Raw genomic sequence first — 15,048 nt, 5'->3', positions numbered from 1 at the left:
AGTTAGGAGTCTTCAATTGAGTGAATCATCGTTTCAACTTGTCTCTCAGTACGAGCCTGCCGGGGATCAACCCACTGCAATAAAAAAGCTGGTCGATGGCATCGAGTCCGGCCTTGCGTGCCAGACATTACTTGGGGTGACCGGATCTGGTAAAACTTTCACTGTCGCCAATGTCATACAGCAGTTACAACGCCCGACCATTATCATGGCACCCAATAAAACCTTGGCGGCGCAACTGTATGGCGAGATGAAAGAGTTTTTTCCTCATAATGCCGTTGAATACTTTGTTTCTTACTACGATTACTACCAACCTGAAGCCTATGTGCCATCGACCAATACTTTTATCGAAAAAGACGCGTCGGTTAATGCTCATATTGAGCAGATGCGTTTATCGGCGACCAAAGCATTGTTGGAGCGTAAAGATGTGGTGTTGATCGCCTCCGTATCGGCGATTTATGGTCTGGGCGATCCCGATTCTTACATGAAGATGTTGTTGCATCTGCGTCAGGGCGACTTAATGGGGCAGCGCGAGATATTGCAGCGCCTAAGCGAATTGCAATATACCCGTAATGACATAGAGTTGCAGCGCGGCACCTTTAGGGTCAGGGGAGAGGTGATCGATATTTTCCCGGCAGACTCGGAGCGAGATGCTATCCGCGTTGAACTGTTTGACGATGAAATCGACAGACTTAGTCTATTTGACCCATTAACGGGGCATATCTTACAACGTATTGCCAGAACCACGGTTTACCCTAAAACCCACTATGTGACGCCGCGGGAGAAAATTATTGCCGCGACCGAAGAGATCAAGGCTGAACTTCGTCAGCGTAAACAGTACTTACTGGATAATAATAAGCTGATTGAAGCCCAGCGGATCTCCGAGCGCGTACAGTATGATATCGAAATGATGACAGAGCTGGGGTATTGCTCGGGGATCGAGAACTACTCGCGTTACTTATCAGGTCGCCGCCCAGGCGAAGGGCCACCGACTTTGCTGGATTATCTGCCCGCCGACGGTTTACTGATCATCGATGAATCTCATGTGACCATACCGCAAATTGGCGCCATGTATAAAGGTGACCGCTCGCGAAAAATGAATCTGGTGGAGTACGGTTTTCGCTTGCCATCGGCGTTAGATAACCGCCCGCTTAAATTTGAAGAGTTTGAAGCCTTAATGCCTCAAACCGTGTTTGTTTCAGCCACGCCAGCGCAATATGAGATTGACAAGAGTGATGGTGAAATTGCCGAGCAGGTTGTGCGCCCAACAGGACTATTGGATCCTGAGATTGAAGTGCGGCCAGTTGGAATACAGGTCGATGACCTATTATCAGAGATAGGTAAACGGGTTGCGGTCAACGAGCGGGTACTGGTGACCACGCTGACTAAGCGCATGTCAGAAGATCTCACCGAGTACTTAGATGAACATGGGGTCAAGGTTCGCTACTTACACTCAGATATTGATACGGTAGAGCGGGTGGAGATCATTCGCGATCTACGTAAAGGGGTGTTCGATGTACTCGTTGGCATTAACTTGCTACGTGAAGGACTCGATATGCCAGAAGTCTCCTTAGTCTGTATTTTAGATGCCGACAAGGAGGGGTTCTTACGTTCAGAGCGCTCGCTGATTCAGACCATAGGGCGCGCTGCGCGTAACGTTAACGGCAAGGTGATCCTCTACGGCGATAAGATCACAAAATCGATGGCCAAGGCGATTGATGAGACCGAAAGGCGACGAGAAAAGCAGCGCCAATATAACCTAGAGCATGGCATTACTCCTAAAGGGGTGTCAAAGCGGATCACCGATGTGATGGATGTTGGTGGGGGTAACGAGCACACCGCAAGGGTGTTACCTTCTTATCAAAAAGTGGCCGAGCCTAAAGGGAATTATGTTGCTGCTGATGCCGCGACCCTGAGCCATCAAATTGATGAGCTGGAAAAACGCATGCATCAACATGCGCGCGATCTTGAGTTTGAACAAGCCGCGGCGCTGCGTGATCAAGTCCATGCGTTAAGAGAGGCTTTAATAAAAGCCTAAATCTAACGAGCGCTAAGTCGTGAATTAGATAAAGGTAGAGCGGATAAATCCCCCACACCCGTCAGCTGACGGATGTGGGGGATGACTTATTTTTTCAGTTTATTTGGACCAGCGCCGAATAAGCTTATAGCCAATAAACACCAAAATGCCTGTAAACACCCCGACTAAGTGAGACTCAGTGGCGACGCGAGCATCGATCAATTGGCTGATCTGCTTGCTTGCGCCATAGATTTGTTCGTAAGCGACTTTAGCGCACACGCCGACCAACAAGAGATAACCTGAACGTATACCGCGTTGAATATCTTTAAGGGCGCCATAGGTTACCAAGCCGTGCAACATACCGCTAAGCCCTACATAACCCAGTAATGTGGGAAAGCCCCAGTAAAGCCCTAATCCCTGTAATAAGCACAATAGGACAAACAGCAAGCTAAAGTTTGCCGCGCGGTAATGTATCTCATGCAAAAATGCTAATACCCATAATCCGCCGAGATTCATCGCTAAATGCCAAGCATTGGTATGCAGCAAGTTACCCGTCAATAAACGCCACCACTCACCTTGGGCAATGGCCGCTTTACGGTAGGCTAGGGTACTATCGAACGGGGCAAAATAGAGCGCGATACAGACAATGCTGACAAGTAGTACTAGCCCATAGGGTTTAGCACTTGATTTTAATGACATTAACATTGGCGGTTCAGCTCAGCCATGACACTTGTCTTATTGTCTAAGTAGTCTTGTAGCCCTTGGCTGCGCAATAGGCAGGCAGGGCAAGTACCACAACCATGGCCTATAATGCCGTTGTAGCAGGTGAGGGTGCTATCGCGAATAAGCGCTAGGCTGTGGTATTTATCGGCCAGCGCCCAAGTTTGTGCCTTATTAAGCCACATTAATGGCGTTTCAATCGTCAAGTTACGATCCATGCCTTGCTCTAAAGCTGATTGCATCGCCTTAATAAATTGATCTCGGCAATCGGGATAGCCAGAAAAGTCAGTTTCACACACCCCAGTGATCACAGTGTCAGCCCCCAGTTGGTAGGCATAAATCCCCGCTAAAGTGAGGAATAAAATATTTCTGCCCGGCACAAAGGTATTGGGTAATCCATTGGCCATCAGCTCGTTAGATACTTCAATGGCATCACGAGTTAATGCTGAAATCGCCAGCTCATTCAATACCGTCACATCGAGAACTTTATGGCTGATAACGCCAAGCTGCTGGCCGAGTTGCTTGGCAACGTCTATCTCTTGTCGATGACGTTGCCCATAATCAAAGGTGATAGCGTGAACTTCATCATATTGGTTTAACGCCTGTATTAGACAGGTTGTGGAGTCTTGGCCACCACTGAACACTACAACTGCTTTAGACATGAAGGTTTATCGTTAACAAAATTTGGCGTTAGTTTAACTGACGCTGCAACGCTTGCAAAATGTCTTGTTGAGCGCAAAGCCGTTTGGAAGAGGATTTAACCCACTTGCGAGACAAATAATCGCGTTATACTTGCCAGTAGGCGCTAAATCTTCTATAAAAGCGGCCCCATAGCGATGAGGTTAACCATGAAGTACCCGGTCAACGAAGTATTTGAAACTATTCAGGGTGAAGGTGTTTACACTGGCGTTCCCGCGATTTTTGTTCGCTTACAGGGCTGCCCTGTGGGCTGCGCTTGGTGCGATACCAAACAGACATGGGAGACTCTGGCTGAAAACCGCGTCGATCCTGAGCTAGTGATCCAAGTCGATGGTGAAATTGGCCGTTGGGCAGAGTTAGATGCTGCGCAACTCTTGGTGCAATGGCAACGTAAAGGGTTTACAGCTAAACATGTGGTGATCACGGGTGGCGAGCCTTGTATTTACGATTTACGTCCGTTGACACAAGCGTTATCGGATCAGGGGTATCAATGCCAAATTGAAACCAGTGGCACCTTTGATGTGCAGTGTGATTTACGCAGCTGGGTGACCGTCTCACCGAAAGTCAATATGAAGGGCGGTTATAAGGTCCTTGAGCAGGCCTTGCAACGTGCCGATGAGATAAAACATCCAGTTGCGAAACAGAGCCATATTGATGAACTTGATGCATTATTGGCGAATATCGATACCTTGGGCAAAACTATCTGTTTACAGCCGATAAGCCAAAAGCCACGGGCAACTCAGTTAGCGATGCAAGTCTGTATCGCGCGCAATTGGCGTTTATCGATACAGACTCATAAATACCTTAATATCGACTAATCAAGCTTACCACTTTGGTTAAATTGCCCCAGCAGGGTCTGGTAGTGAGTGATATCACCTATGTTGTCACTTACCCACTGGCTATCGTAATAGGTATCTAAGTATCGCTCGCCTGAATCACACAACAAGGTGACGATAGAGCCCTGTTGTCCTTGATTGTGCATATCACAGGCCAGCTGCAGTGCGCCAAACAAATTGGTGCCCGTCGAGGGGCCGGCTTTTCTGCCAATGAGTTGCTCTAGCCAATAAATCGTGGCTATAGAGGCAGCATCGGCCACTTTAACCATCTTATCGACCACACCAGGAATAAACGACGGCTCTGCGCGTGGACGACCAATACCTTCGATTTTGCTGCCCTGTGTGCAGGTGACACTGGCATCGCCACTGACAAAATAATCATAAAATACCGAGTGTTCAGGGTCGACCACACACAGTTGTGTCTGCTCTCTTTGGTAACGAATATAGCGGCCTATGGTCGCCGAGGTGCCGCCTGTTCCAGGGCTCATGACAATCCAACTAGGAACCGGGTGGGGCTCGCATTTCATCTGTTCAAAGATAGAGTTGGCGATATTATTATTGCCACGCCAATCGGTGGCCCGCTCGGCGTAGGTAAATTGATCCATATAATGGCCCGATAATTCATCGGCCAAACGTTGTGATTCGGCGTAGATCTCACTTGAGTGTTCAACAAAATGACATTGACCGCCATAGGCGGTGATCTGTTGGATCTTCTTTTTAGCGGTGCTTTTTGGCATGACGGCAATAAAGGGCAAGCCGAGTAAGCGTGCAAAATAGGCTTCAGAAACCGCTGTACTGCCAGAAGATGATTCGATGATGGGGGTGTTTTGTTTGATCCAACCATTACACAAGGCATAGAGAAACAGCGAACGTGCCAGACGATGTTTAAGGCTGCCAGTGGGATGAGTACTTTCATCTTTTAAATAGATATCAATCCCCTTAATCGAGGGGATATCTAAATGAATGAGATGCGTGTCTGCACTGCGTTGATAATCGGCTTCAATTTTTGCGATTGCTTGGTTAACCCACGAGCGTTCCATTCGTTCTCCAGTATGATAGGCCCTCTAACTGAGGGATTATATGCAATTCTTATATAGCGTTTGGTTATAAATTATAACGATGTTTTGTCAGTCGATATAGACAAGATTAACCATTTTGATTTTATCGCATCCTAAGCGTAGGGAAATACTGACAGTTATAAAATAATGTCGGATGCCTATTATGCGGTTGAAACTAGCTATAGCGTGGGGGGAGTGATGTTGATTGTTAGCTCTTAAAAAGTGTGTCGTAAGGCAGTGCCTAAGTGTGACAAAAGGTATGCTGAGCATGCAATGACAGATGTTTTTAATTATCAATAGGTAACAATGTTACAGACAAGTATTACAGTGCTAAGTCAGGGGAGAATGTAAACCTAAGGATGTTATATACCGCGTAAAGTGTAGAGGGGATATAATCAGGAAATTTACAGAATTGAGAAACAGGAAAAGTGGTGGAGGGAGAAGGATTCGAACCTTCGAAGGCTGAGCCGTCAGATTTACAGTCTGATCCCTTTGGCCACTCGGGAACCCCTCCACATATTACTTTTTGTTACTACTTTTTTGTTACCCAATATAACACTATGAACTTAGCATCAGTTGTAACGCTAACTACAACCATTTTAAGCACCAGAGATAAAGATGGTGGAGGGAGAAGGATTCGAACCTTCGAAGGCTGAGCCGTCAGATTTACAGTCTGATCCCTTTGGCCACTCGGGAACCCCTCCACGAATATCTCTTTATATCATATTGTACGCAAATGGTGGAGGGAGAAGGATTCGAACCTTCGAAGGCTGAGCCGTCAGATTTACAGTCTGATCCCTTTGGCCACTCGGGAACCCCTCCTCAATTGCGGCGGCAATAGTAGTCACAAACTCATCCTCTGTAAACCCCCTAATTAAAATAATTACTAAAGTTAGTGTTTAAGCGGTCGATAAAATACCAACGACTTGTTTTAGTGATGTTTTTTTATGCAAACCAATCGGTTATTAATCAATGAGGTCAATTTAGGCACCCGGCTTAATCATGCTGTTTCAGATGATAGGCGTGGGGAGTTTGCCTTATTACTTGCCATGCTTTCAGATGACGCACGTGATATGGCACAGTTTAATCTGCCAGATTCATTGAAAGATACCGAAAGCCGTTTACGTCAGCAGTTTGAGCTACCGCAATCACAACCCTTATTGGCCAACATTGCGGAGGTCGCCTTGACCGATAATAGTGCTGCGTTTCATCAGCAAGGGATGAGTGCCTTTCATCTGCAGCAAAGTCTAACGCCAGAAGCACTAGTGATCCGCGGGCAAGATAGCATTGCGATGAATGCGGTGTTAAATAATTGCGATCCAATTACCCTGTCGCGTTACCGAGGCGAACTGAACCCTCAAATTGGCATGGAAGATATTTTACACTTTGCCGATCAGGTCGTGGCGCAACGTTCGATGGCCGACCTCATGGTATAAATCTAGTTACGCTAGAAATGAGTTAGAAAAGGATATAGATTTAAACCGAGATTTGAGCCGCGTCTCGTATCTAAGTTTATATATCACTATAATGATTGCTAACTTAACTAACCTTGTTCTAAATATGAAAAACATTCAAGAGAGACAATCAGATCTAGTCAATGACACCTGTAATGACTGTGGTAGCTATGCCGATATCGGCGCTGTGATTGACGAGCACGATAGAGTGTTAACCATAGAGATAGCAGGTGACGATGCCGATATGCAGATAGAACGCCTGGTTAATGCGGCCAAAGCACGTTTCGATAATGTCGAAGTGGATGTCATAGACAAGGCTGGCAGTAAAATCTTGTCGTTGACCTTTGCCTTTAGCGCCGAAAAAATGATTTATCAATTACACAATAATCTATGATATGCATTGTAGATATGGGTTTAAGTGATTGTTAAGTTGTAATATTATTACGCTTTATTTGATAGCTAAATTAAGCTTATTTATATCGCAAAGCCTCAGCTGGCTAACCATGCCTGTTGGTTTTAGGATGCTATGATTAAACGTAAATACCAATATTTGCTCGAGTCCATTGTTAATTCGTTAGAGAAACAACAGGGGCTATTTAACGAAACTGCGGTGCTGGCAACGCGCTTGTTAAGTGAGCATCTCTTTGTCGATTATGTTGGTGTTTGCCTATTTTCGGTTGAGCATGATTCAACTTATCTTGTTGGTCATTGTGATAAATTGGCTGCGATTGATCCCGTTCGCCCCAACCCGTCCTTATGTCCACATTATTTATCTGAGCTTAAGCAACATCGTACTATCGATGCTGTTGTTGCGTACAATGATGCCAGAGTGCAAGAGCTTCACGAGTGCTATCTTCGCCCCAAAGGTATTGCCAGTACCTTAGAAGTGGCCATTAGGATTAACGGTCATCTCGAAGGCGTACTGTTTTTAGAACACATTGAAGCCCATACTTGGAGTGAAAGTGAACTGCATATTGCCGCACAAGTCGCTGACCAATTGGCACTCACCTTAGCGACGGCTCGCGCTTATGAAACCGATGAGCGCTTGAGCCTGTTTCTTAAGGCCATAGAGCACTCAGAGCAGGTCAGTATGGTGGTTAATCTGCAAACTGATATTATCGAGTATGTTAATGGTGCCCACCATGCCATGTCAGGTATACCCAAGCAGAAGGTGATAGGTGCTGACGTCAATCACCTTGATTTTTTTAAACAATCCCCCAGTGAAGCCAGAACGGTACTCGCTGAGGTTAAGCGGGGTAAAAAGGTTAAAGGTGAAGTGCAAATAGCCCGCTTAGATGGTACCTGTTATTGGCTGCGATATTCGGTTAAGCCATTTACGACTAAAAGGGGCAATGATTATGCTTTGGTCACCGCAGAAGATTGTTCAGAGGCTCGTCAACATCAAACAGAATTAGAGCGGTTGGCGTGGCGTTGTCCACTCACAGGCCTATACAACCGCCGTCATTTTAGTCAGCAATTGGACAATGTCACTCAAGGTCATCTGATTTTGCTCGACCTTAAAGGTTTTAAACGCTTTAACGATACTTATGGGCATGCAAAAGGGGATCTACTGCTGATTGAGATGGCACGGCGTTTAAGCCACTTTGCAAGCATGAGTAAAACACAACTGCTGGCGCGGGTTGGCAGTGATGAGTTTGCCTTAGTCATCGATACGCTCGACAGTCAGTACAGAATGAACTTACTCATTAATCGGTTATATCAGCACTTGTGTTTGCCTGTGATGATTAAGCATGAACTATTTGAGGTTAAACCCGCCTTATCTGTAGTTTGTATTGAAACATTAGAGCAAATGTTTGCCCCATTAACATGTGCCGACATTGCGCTGCAGTATGCTAAAAATAAGCAAGGCGATGCCATTCAAGTGTTTAATCATGCATTATTGAGCGCCTTTAAAGAGACTGCAGTTATCGAGAGAGAACTGCAGTTGGCGCTCAAAAGTCGCGAATTTGAACTTTATTATCAACCGCTTAAAGATTTAAAGAGTAATCGTTATATTGGCGCAGAAGCTTTGATCCGTTGGAATCACCCTAAGCGAGGCGTGTTGTATCCTGGTGCATTTATCGATGTGGCAGAAAAGTCTGGCATGATCAACTCCATAGGTGAGTGGGTGCTAGAAGCTGCTTGTCGTCAATTGAATCTTTGGCAGCGGGACAATATTAATATTTCGATGCATGTCAATGTCGCAGCGCAACAGTTTTTTAGCTCAAACTTATATGATCAAATTTGGCAGCTGGTGACCCGTTATCGAATTAAGCCTAACACATTGATTTTAGAGATAACTGAAACGGAGCTGATGGAAGACATTGTCTATGTTACCCATTTGTGCAAAGAGTTGGCTGAGCTGGGTGTTGGATTAGCCATCGATGATTTTGGTACCGGTTATAGCTCGATGCGTTATTTAAAACAGTTTCCTATTTCAAAATTAAAAATTGATCGCTCTTTCATTTCTGATATAGGGGTAAGTCATGAAAGCCGTGAAATTGTCAGTGCGATTGTGGCGATGGCCTATGCGCTTAATATTTCATTGACTGCTGAAGGGGTGGAAACCTTGGAGCAAGAAGACTTCTTATCTGAGTTATGTTGCCATCAGGCCCAAGGATTCTTATACAGCCCGGCGCTACGAGAAGCCGAGTTCAGTCAATTTTTACGAACCAGTATTGGTGTGTTAAGTGGCGCTGACCCTAGTAAAGCCCATTGATCGCTCGGGCTTAACATAGCGCCAGTAGCAGATGTTGCCGTGTGCCATTTTTTGCTTGTCGCTTTGCTTGTCGCTTTGCTTGTCGCTTTGCTTGTCGCTTTGCTTGTCGCTTTGCTTGTCGCTTTGCTTGTCGCTTTGCTTGTCGCGTAGTTATCGCTTATAAAAGTCTTTGTGGGCGCGACTAGTTACAGCACCTTAACGATATGTGTCTCTTGTGCGTGTGTGAGTATGCGCGAACACGAGCATAGCTTTTATTTTCAATTCGCTAGATTTAAGCAGCACTGCTTAAACTTACGCCCGCTATAACAGATACAAGGATCGTTACGCTTGGGGAGCTGCGGATTAAGTTGCTCACCACTGGTATACCACCATACGCCGTGTTGCTTAATGAACTGCGATACTTCATGTATGGCATCTAATCGATTGTTTTCTCGATACCATGCATGAAACTCAACCACGCCATTATCGTCAGTGGTTGCGCTACGCTGAATGCTCAACCCCAACCATTGGGTCTGATTATCGCTATCTAATATCGACTTCGTTAAGCCATTTAAGGTATCTGGATGATGTGTGGCGATGAGGTAATCATGCAGACGCATGACAAATGCACTGTAGCGGCTGCGCATCAAGACTTCAGGGGTCGGTACAAACGCGCCTTGATGATATATTTTACAGCATGCTTGATAGGTTAAGCGCTCTCCTTTTACACGTTGACCGCAGGGACACTCTTGGGCTGTATTACTGTGCTTGAAGACTTGCTCACCCGTTAATGGATCACTTTTCATGACTCGACTTATTACTGGCTGTTGAAAATTGGCTGCCATAATACAGGTTTGGTAGCGGTTTCGCATCGTAATAGAATGCCGGCTCCCCGCGATTATTGGTATCCACCGTTAAGTACCAACGTCCATCGGCTTGTTTTTTTGAGACAGTGACAAATTTGCCCGCGAATTCACTCATGGGCTCCTCACTCTCTTTGGGTGGATAAAAACGGATAAGGTAATAGCCGATATCAGTTGCAATTTGGGGGGATATCTGTCGGTCAATAACCCGAAAGTCGACCTCAATTTGGGCGTTTTTGTGTTTAATCTTGCCGAAAAATCTTTGGTATAAGCTGATAATATTTTCTCGACCGATGGTGATCGCTTTGCTTTGTTGTTCAGGGATATAACTGGCATCTTCTGCATACAGATCGGCAATTACAGTGGCATCGAGCTGGGCAAATGCGCTACTAAATTGGCGATAAAACTGGTTTAAGGCCTCATTGTCCCCATCGGTTTGTTGCGCTATAGCAGAGGCGCAGCACAGTGCGCTGCAGATAAGGATTAAGGATGTTAGAAATTTCATTAAGATATTCATCTTTACTAATGCTAGCGCCACTATAATCTATGCCCTTTTATGGGGAAAGAATTAGATATTAACAAAGTGTGTCACACTGCCCTTTGTCTTAAGTTGGGTGGGGCAAATTATGTTCATAGTCGTCCTCAAGGTGGTATTCCAATGGGTGAAGCTGCATAAGTCACTCGTACAGTCGCTGGATATTTTTAGCTGCTACAGTCAAAATAGTGCTTCGCATCGATATGATGTAGCGTTAAGAGCTGTAATCGCAATGAATTAAGAGGAAGCAGTACCATGACAGAAGAAGAGAGTGCGATATTTCTAGCCTCTATGGCAGATGTGATACCTCTAAATGGCGATAAAACGGCAATTAGCTCTCAAATTGCCTCATCTCAGTCACAGCAACATAAATACTTTGAAACTAAACGCAGAGAAGCACTCTCTCGTTTAAGTGATGATCTGAGTGTGATTGAGCCAGTCGCTCCCGATGCAGTTATCAGTATGAAAAGTGAAGGGGTACAGCAACAAGTGTTCAAATTATTTCGCCAAGGTCAGTATTCGATGCAAGCCGATATAGACCTTAAAGGCTATAATGTACCGCGCGCCAGAGAGCTTTTGTTCGATTTTATTCAACGCAGTTTGAGCTGTGAATATCGTAACGTGATAGTGATCCATGGCACCGGTGTGCACAATAAGCCGTTTCCTGCGTTAATTAAATCCTGTTTAGCTCATTGGCTGCCCTTGATTGATGGCGTGATTGGTTATCACAGTGCGCCAAGAGAGTGGGGTGGAGCGGGCGCATTAATGGTGATGCTGGCAAAATCAGAAAAGGCACGAATGAACACGCGGGAGCTAACACGCAAGGGGGCGCATTTGCGTTAATGACATAGCGTTAATCTTGCTATGGGGTTACAGCCTCGTTTGCCTAAAGTCACTGGCTATTTGTTGTTAGATTATCTGTGATCCCAATACCTAAAGTATGGTGATACAGCGGAATTTCATTTGACAAAAAGTGTACTAGTGTTTAATTTAAACGCATGTTTAAATCAGAGTTAAGGTCACGGAATGGCAAGTCGATCCGATACTAAAACAAGAATACTGGATGCCGCCGAAAAGCTATTTGCAGAGCGTGGATTTTCAGAAACCTCATTAAGATTGATCACCAGTAAAGCTGAGGTCAATCTTGCCTCGGTTAATTATCATTTTGGCTCAAAAAAGGAGCTTATCAGGGCGGTGCTGGCACGCTACTTAGACCGTTTCATGCCTGAAGCTTCTGATGAATTAATGCTCATCAAGGCCAGTGGCGATCCATCACTAAATGACATTTTCTCCTCTTTAGTCAAACCTTTACTTGAATTAAATAAGTTCAAGGTGGACGGTACCAGTACTTTTTTACAATTACTTGGCCGAGGTTATATCGAAAGTCAGGGGCATCTGCGCTGGTTTATTACCACTCATTACGGTGAGCACCTTAACAAGTTTGTGAAGGCTGTCGCAGAAAGTGCACCACATATTCCCCCCGCAGAGATGTTTTGGCGATTACACTTTACCTTAGGCACTGTGGTGTTCACTATGGCATCCGCCGATGCATTAACCGAAATCGCCCAGGCTGATTTTAATGAACACTATGATATCGAAGCCGTAATTCGCAAAGTTATTCCATATCTCGCTGCCGGCGTGGCAGTACCCGTTAGTACCCAATAGGGGGGCGTTATGACTCTTTTTATTTTGGCACTATTGCTTATCATAGTGTTGTTTGGTGTTAAAAGTATCCGCATGCAGTTTATTACTCGGCCAGTATTTGCCTTTTTCAAAAAGGTACTACCGCCGCTGTCTGATACGGAAAAGGAGGCGATGGAAGCCGGTGATGTATGGTGGGAGGGGGAACTGTTTCGCGGTAAGCCCAATTGGGACGCCTTGCACAGTTACGGGAAGTCAGCTCTGAGTGAAGAAGAGAAATCGTTCATTGATAATCAAGTGATGACGGCACTGACGATGATTGACGATTTCGACATAGTACAAAATCGTAAGGATCTCCCCCCAGAATTATGGCAATACTTTAAAGATGAAGGTTTTTTTGCGCTAATTATTCCTAAGGAATACGGTGGGAAAGCGTTTTCTGCTTATGCTAATTCAACCATTGTTAGCAAGTTGGCCAGTCGCAGTGTGAGCGCCGCCGTGACCGTGATGGTGCCTAATTCACTCGGCCCCGGCGAGTTGTTGACCCATTATGGTACCAAAGAGCAGCGTGAACATTGGCTGCCTCTGTTAGCCAGTGGTGAAGCCGTGCCTTGTTTTGCACTTACTGGGCCCGAAGCGGGCTCTGATGCCGGTGCTATTCCTGATGAAGGTATCGTATGTCGTAAAACCGTTGATGGCGAAGAGGTGTTAGGGCTGAGTCTCACCTGGAACAAACGATATATTACCTTAGCTCCAGTTGCCACAGTATTGGGGCTTGCGTTTCAAATGCGCGATCCCGATGGACTTTTAGGCGATAACCCTGATCTTGGGATCACCTGTGCGCTTATTCCGACCGATCATCCTGGTGTTGAAATTGGTCGTCGTCATAATCCACTGAATATGGCCTTTATGAATGGCACCACTCAGGGCAAAGAGGTGTTTATCCCGCTAGATTGGATTATCGGCGGCCCACAATACGCTGGCCGCGGTTGGCGTATGCTGGTGGAATGCCTGTCGGCTGGTCGAGGGATCTCACTGCCTGCATTAGCGACAGCATCGGGTCATCTGGCCACTAAAACGACTACGGCTTACAGCTATGTTAGGCATCAATTTGGTTTAGCTATCGGCCAATTTGAGGGGGTTCAAGAGGCGATGGCGCGGATCATCGCCAATACTTACCAGTTAGAGGCGGCGCGCCGATTAACGACAACAGGCATCGATCTCAAAGTGAAACCTTCGGTGGTCACTGCAATAGCCAAATACCATATGACCGAGATGGGCCGTGATGTATTTAACGATGCCATGGACATCCAGTCGGGCAAGGGGATCCAGCTTGGGCCGAAAAACTATTTAGGCCACGGTTATATGGCGAACCCGATTTCGATCACTGTGGAAGGGGCTAATATTCTAACCCGCAGTTTAATGATCTTTGGTCAAGGCGCGACCCGTTGTCATCCTTATGTGTTAGCCGAAATGGAAGCCGCGGCAATGGACGATGATACTGCCGCGTTGGCACGCTTTGATAACTTACTGTTAGGTCACATGGGGTATGCCTGTCGCAATGCCTTCAGCACGTTATTTAGTGCGCTCAGTGGTAGTCGTTTTAATGCCGCGCCAGTCAGTGGCAGTACAGCGCAGTATTACAAGCACATGACTCGCATCTCTGCGGCGTTGGCGTTTGTGACCGACCTGTCAATGTTGATTATGGGCGGCGATTTAAAGCGTAAAGAGATGTTGTCGGCACGTTTGGGCGATGTACTCAGTGAGCTTTACCTAGGCTCTGCCACGTTAAAATTGTTTGAAGACAATGGCCGCCAACAAGATGATTTACCCACGGTGCATTATGTGATGCAGACTCGATTGCATAAGGCGGCAAATGCACTGCAAGGGGCGTTACGCAATTTCCCTAATCGTCCCGTTGCCTGGTTGATGCGTTTGCTGGTATTTCCGTTAGGCAATCATTTCAATGCTCCGGACGACAAGTTAGCGATAAAGGTTTGCCAAGGCATGCTCAAACCAGGTCCTGCCAGAGACAGACTAACATTCTTGTGCCCTAACTTTGATGGCGATGAGGGCGGTATGGCGCAAGTGGAACAGGCGTTTGTGGCTCTTCATGCTTGCGATGGATTGAGCAAAAAAATCAAACGCGCGCAAAAAGAGGGTCAACTTGCCAAAAAGCTTGCTCCTGCGCTGCTTTATCAACAGGCGTTAGAAGCAGACATCATTAGCGAGAATGAGTTTGAGCAATTGATTGATGCGGATAAGCTGCGCCAAGTGGCTATTGCTGTGGATGATTTCGAACGTTTATAGCTGAGTGGTTGAGCTAATCACTTTGCTATCTGGCCTGACTAATTAAGGCCAAGTCGCTTATCGTGAGCTATTTGGACTATGTTATTTAACAGTGAATGGTTTAGATGGGTCAATAAGGGGAAGTGAGCTTAGCTTGAAATGATTGACTTAACCTGCAAGCAACAGATAGAAAAAAGGTACGCAATGCGTACCTTTTTTTATACCTAACCGTTTTAGCTCG

General features: G+C 45.8%; 13 protein-coding genes and 3 tRNA genes. 8 read left to right on the top strand and 8 right to left on the bottom strand.

Going from position 1 to position 15,048, the window contains the following annotated elements; translation table 11 throughout:
* The first annotated feature begins 16 nt into the window (after positions 1 to 16).
* Positions 17 to 2,035, top strand: coding sequence for an excinuclease ABC subunit UvrB (gene uvrB, locus DVO77_RS08315; RefSeq protein WP_119977994.1), 2,019 nt, complete (start codon positions 17 to 19; stop codon positions 2,033 to 2,035).
* Positions 2,036 to 2,134: 99 nt separating this feature from the next.
* Here the strand turns inward: uvrB and rrtA are convergent, their stop codons facing one another.
* Both rrtA and queC read right to left on the bottom strand, forming a co-directional pair.
* Entirely contained in the window at positions 2,135 to 2,719 is a 585-nt protein-coding gene (gene rrtA, locus DVO77_RS08310) for a rhombosortase (protein ID WP_119977993.1), read from the bottom strand.
* Positions 2,713 to 3,396 (bottom strand): 7-cyano-7-deazaguanine synthase QueC, encoded by a 684-nt coding sequence (gene queC / locus DVO77_RS08305; RefSeq protein WP_119977992.1) that lies wholly within the window; start codon positions 3,394 to 3,396, stop codon positions 2,713 to 2,715. The genes rrtA and queC overlap by 7 nt, the downstream gene beginning before the upstream one ends.
* Positions 3,397 to 3,582: 186 nt before the next feature.
* Between queC and queE the strand changes: the two genes are divergently transcribed.
* Positions 3,583 to 4,251: a 7-carboxy-7-deazaguanine synthase QueE gene (queE, locus tag DVO77_RS08300; protein ID WP_110457725.1), complete on the top strand. Its 669-nt coding sequence runs from the start codon at positions 3,583 to 3,585 to the stop codon at positions 4,249 to 4,251.
* Here queE and DVO77_RS08295 read toward each other — a convergent pair.
* The 4 genes from DVO77_RS08295 to DVO77_RS08280 all read right to left on the bottom strand — a co-directional run bounded on the left by DVO77_RS08295 (position 4,248) and on the right by DVO77_RS08280 (position 6,149).
* A complete protein-coding gene (locus tag DVO77_RS08295; RefSeq protein WP_119977991.1) occupies positions 4,248 to 5,309 on the bottom strand; it encodes a PLP-dependent cysteine synthase family protein in 1,062 nt (353 codons plus the stop codon). The genes queE and DVO77_RS08295 overlap by 4 nt on opposite strands.
* Before the next feature lie 447 nt (positions 5,310 to 5,756).
* Positions 5,757 to 5,841: transfer RNA gene (locus tag DVO77_RS08290), tRNA-Tyr, on the bottom strand.
* Between the two features lie 105 nt (positions 5,842 to 5,946).
* A tRNA-Tyr gene (locus DVO77_RS08285) sits at positions 5,947 to 6,031 on the bottom strand.
* Positions 6,032 to 6,064: 33 nt separating this feature from the next.
* Positions 6,065 to 6,149 (bottom strand) — tRNA-Tyr (locus DVO77_RS08280).
* Between the two features lie 125 nt (positions 6,150 to 6,274).
* Here DVO77_RS08280 and DVO77_RS08275 point away from each other — a divergent pair.
* The 3 genes from DVO77_RS08275 to DVO77_RS08265 all read left to right on the top strand — a co-directional run bounded on the left by DVO77_RS08275 (position 6,275) and on the right by DVO77_RS08265 (position 9,500).
* Complete coding sequence (locus DVO77_RS08275) at positions 6,275 to 6,763, top strand: VC2046/SO_2500 family protein (RefSeq protein ID WP_119977990.1); 489 nt, start codon at positions 6,275 to 6,277, stop codon at positions 6,761 to 6,763.
* A gap of 124 nt (positions 6,764 to 6,887) precedes the next feature.
* Positions 6,888 to 7,175 (top strand): DUF406 family protein, encoded by a 288-nt coding sequence (locus tag DVO77_RS08270; RefSeq protein WP_110457861.1) that lies wholly within the window; start codon positions 6,888 to 6,890, stop codon positions 7,173 to 7,175.
* Positions 7,176 to 7,307: 132 nt separating this feature from the next.
* Positions 7,308 to 9,500 carry a putative bifunctional diguanylate cyclase/phosphodiesterase gene (locus DVO77_RS08265; RefSeq protein WP_119977989.1) on the top strand — a complete coding sequence of 731 codons (2,193 nt, stop codon included), beginning with the start codon at positions 7,308 to 7,310 and terminating at the stop codon, positions 9,498 to 9,500.
* A 257-nt stretch (positions 9,501 to 9,757) separates the two neighbouring features.
* On the opposite strand, the gene DVO77_RS08260 is transcribed toward DVO77_RS08265, so the two are convergent.
* Together DVO77_RS08260 and DVO77_RS08255 are read right to left on the bottom strand one after the other, a co-directional pair.
* On the bottom strand, positions 9,758 to 10,285 hold the full coding sequence (locus tag DVO77_RS08260) for a YchJ family protein (protein WP_110457721.1): 528 nt from the start codon (positions 10,283 to 10,285) through the stop codon (positions 9,758 to 9,760).
* Positions 10,275 to 10,847 carry a YybH family protein gene (locus DVO77_RS08255; RefSeq protein WP_119977988.1) on the bottom strand — a complete coding sequence of 191 codons (573 nt, stop codon included), beginning with the start codon at positions 10,845 to 10,847 and terminating at the stop codon, positions 10,275 to 10,277. Before DVO77_RS08255 ends, DVO77_RS08260 begins: the two co-directional genes overlap by 11 nt.
* 285 nt (positions 10,848 to 11,132) lie before the next feature.
* Between DVO77_RS08255 and DVO77_RS08250 the strand changes: the two genes are divergently transcribed.
* The 3 genes from DVO77_RS08250 to DVO77_RS08240 all read left to right on the top strand — a co-directional run bounded on the left by DVO77_RS08250 (position 11,133) and on the right by DVO77_RS08240 (position 14,828).
* Positions 11,133 to 11,720, top strand: a complete 588-nt coding sequence (locus DVO77_RS08250) for a Smr/MutS family protein (RefSeq protein ID WP_119977987.1) — start codon at positions 11,133 to 11,135, stop codon at positions 11,718 to 11,720.
* 183 nt (positions 11,721 to 11,903) lie between these two features.
* Positions 11,904 to 12,542: a TetR family transcriptional repressor PsrA gene (psrA, locus tag DVO77_RS08245; RefSeq protein ID WP_119977986.1), complete on the top strand. Its 639-nt coding sequence runs from the start codon at positions 11,904 to 11,906 to the stop codon at positions 12,540 to 12,542.
* Between the two features lie 9 nt (positions 12,543 to 12,551).
* Positions 12,552 to 14,828: an acyl-CoA dehydrogenase gene (locus tag DVO77_RS08240; RefSeq protein WP_119977985.1), complete on the top strand. Its 2,277-nt coding sequence runs from the start codon at positions 12,552 to 12,554 to the stop codon at positions 14,826 to 14,828.
* Positions 14,829 to 15,048 lie beyond the last annotated feature (220 nt).

Origin of the sequence: Shewanella algidipiscicola, assembly GCF_003605125.1 — a bacterium.
Taxonomy (GTDB): domain Bacteria; phylum Pseudomonadota; class Gammaproteobacteria; order Enterobacterales; family Shewanellaceae; genus Shewanella; species Shewanella algidipiscicola.
This window is presented reverse-complemented; position numbering and strand designations above follow the sequence as displayed.

Coding starts and splice junctions, on each gene's coding strand:
- rrtA (WP_119977993.1), bottom strand. CDS start 2,719: ATGTTAATGTCATTAAAATCAAGTGCTAAACCCTATGGGCTAGTACTA.
- queC (WP_119977992.1), bottom strand. CDS start 3,396: ATGTCTAAAGCAGTTGTAGTGTTCAGTGGTGGCCAAGACTCCACAACC.
- queE (WP_110457725.1), top strand. CDS start 3,583: ATGAAGTACCCGGTCAACGAAGTATTTGAAACTATTCAGGGTGAAGGT.
- DVO77_RS08295 (WP_119977991.1), bottom strand. CDS start 5,309: ATGGAACGCTCGTGGGTTAACCAAGCAATCGCAAAAATTGAAGCCGAT.
- DVO77_RS08275 (WP_119977990.1), top strand. CDS start 6,275: ATGCAAACCAATCGGTTATTAATCAATGAGGTCAATTTAGGCACCCGG.
- DVO77_RS08270 (WP_110457861.1), top strand. CDS start 6,888: ATGAAAAACATTCAAGAGAGACAATCAGATCTAGTCAATGACACCTGT.
- DVO77_RS08265 (WP_119977989.1), top strand. CDS start 7,308: ATGATTAAACGTAAATACCAATATTTGCTCGAGTCCATTGTTAATTCG.
- DVO77_RS08260 (WP_110457721.1), bottom strand. CDS start 10,285: ATGAAAAGTGATCCATTAACGGGTGAGCAAGTCTTCAAGCACAGTAAT.
- DVO77_RS08255 (WP_119977988.1), bottom strand. CDS start 10,847: ATGAAATTTCTAACATCCTTAATCCTTATCTGCAGCGCACTGTGCTGC.
- DVO77_RS08250 (WP_119977987.1), top strand. CDS start 11,133: ATGACAGAAGAAGAGAGTGCGATATTTCTAGCCTCTATGGCAGATGTG.
- psrA (WP_119977986.1), top strand. CDS start 11,904: ATGGCAAGTCGATCCGATACTAAAACAAGAATACTGGATGCCGCCGAA.
- DVO77_RS08240 (WP_119977985.1), top strand. CDS start 12,552: ATGACTCTTTTTATTTTGGCACTATTGCTTATCATAGTGTTGTTTGGT.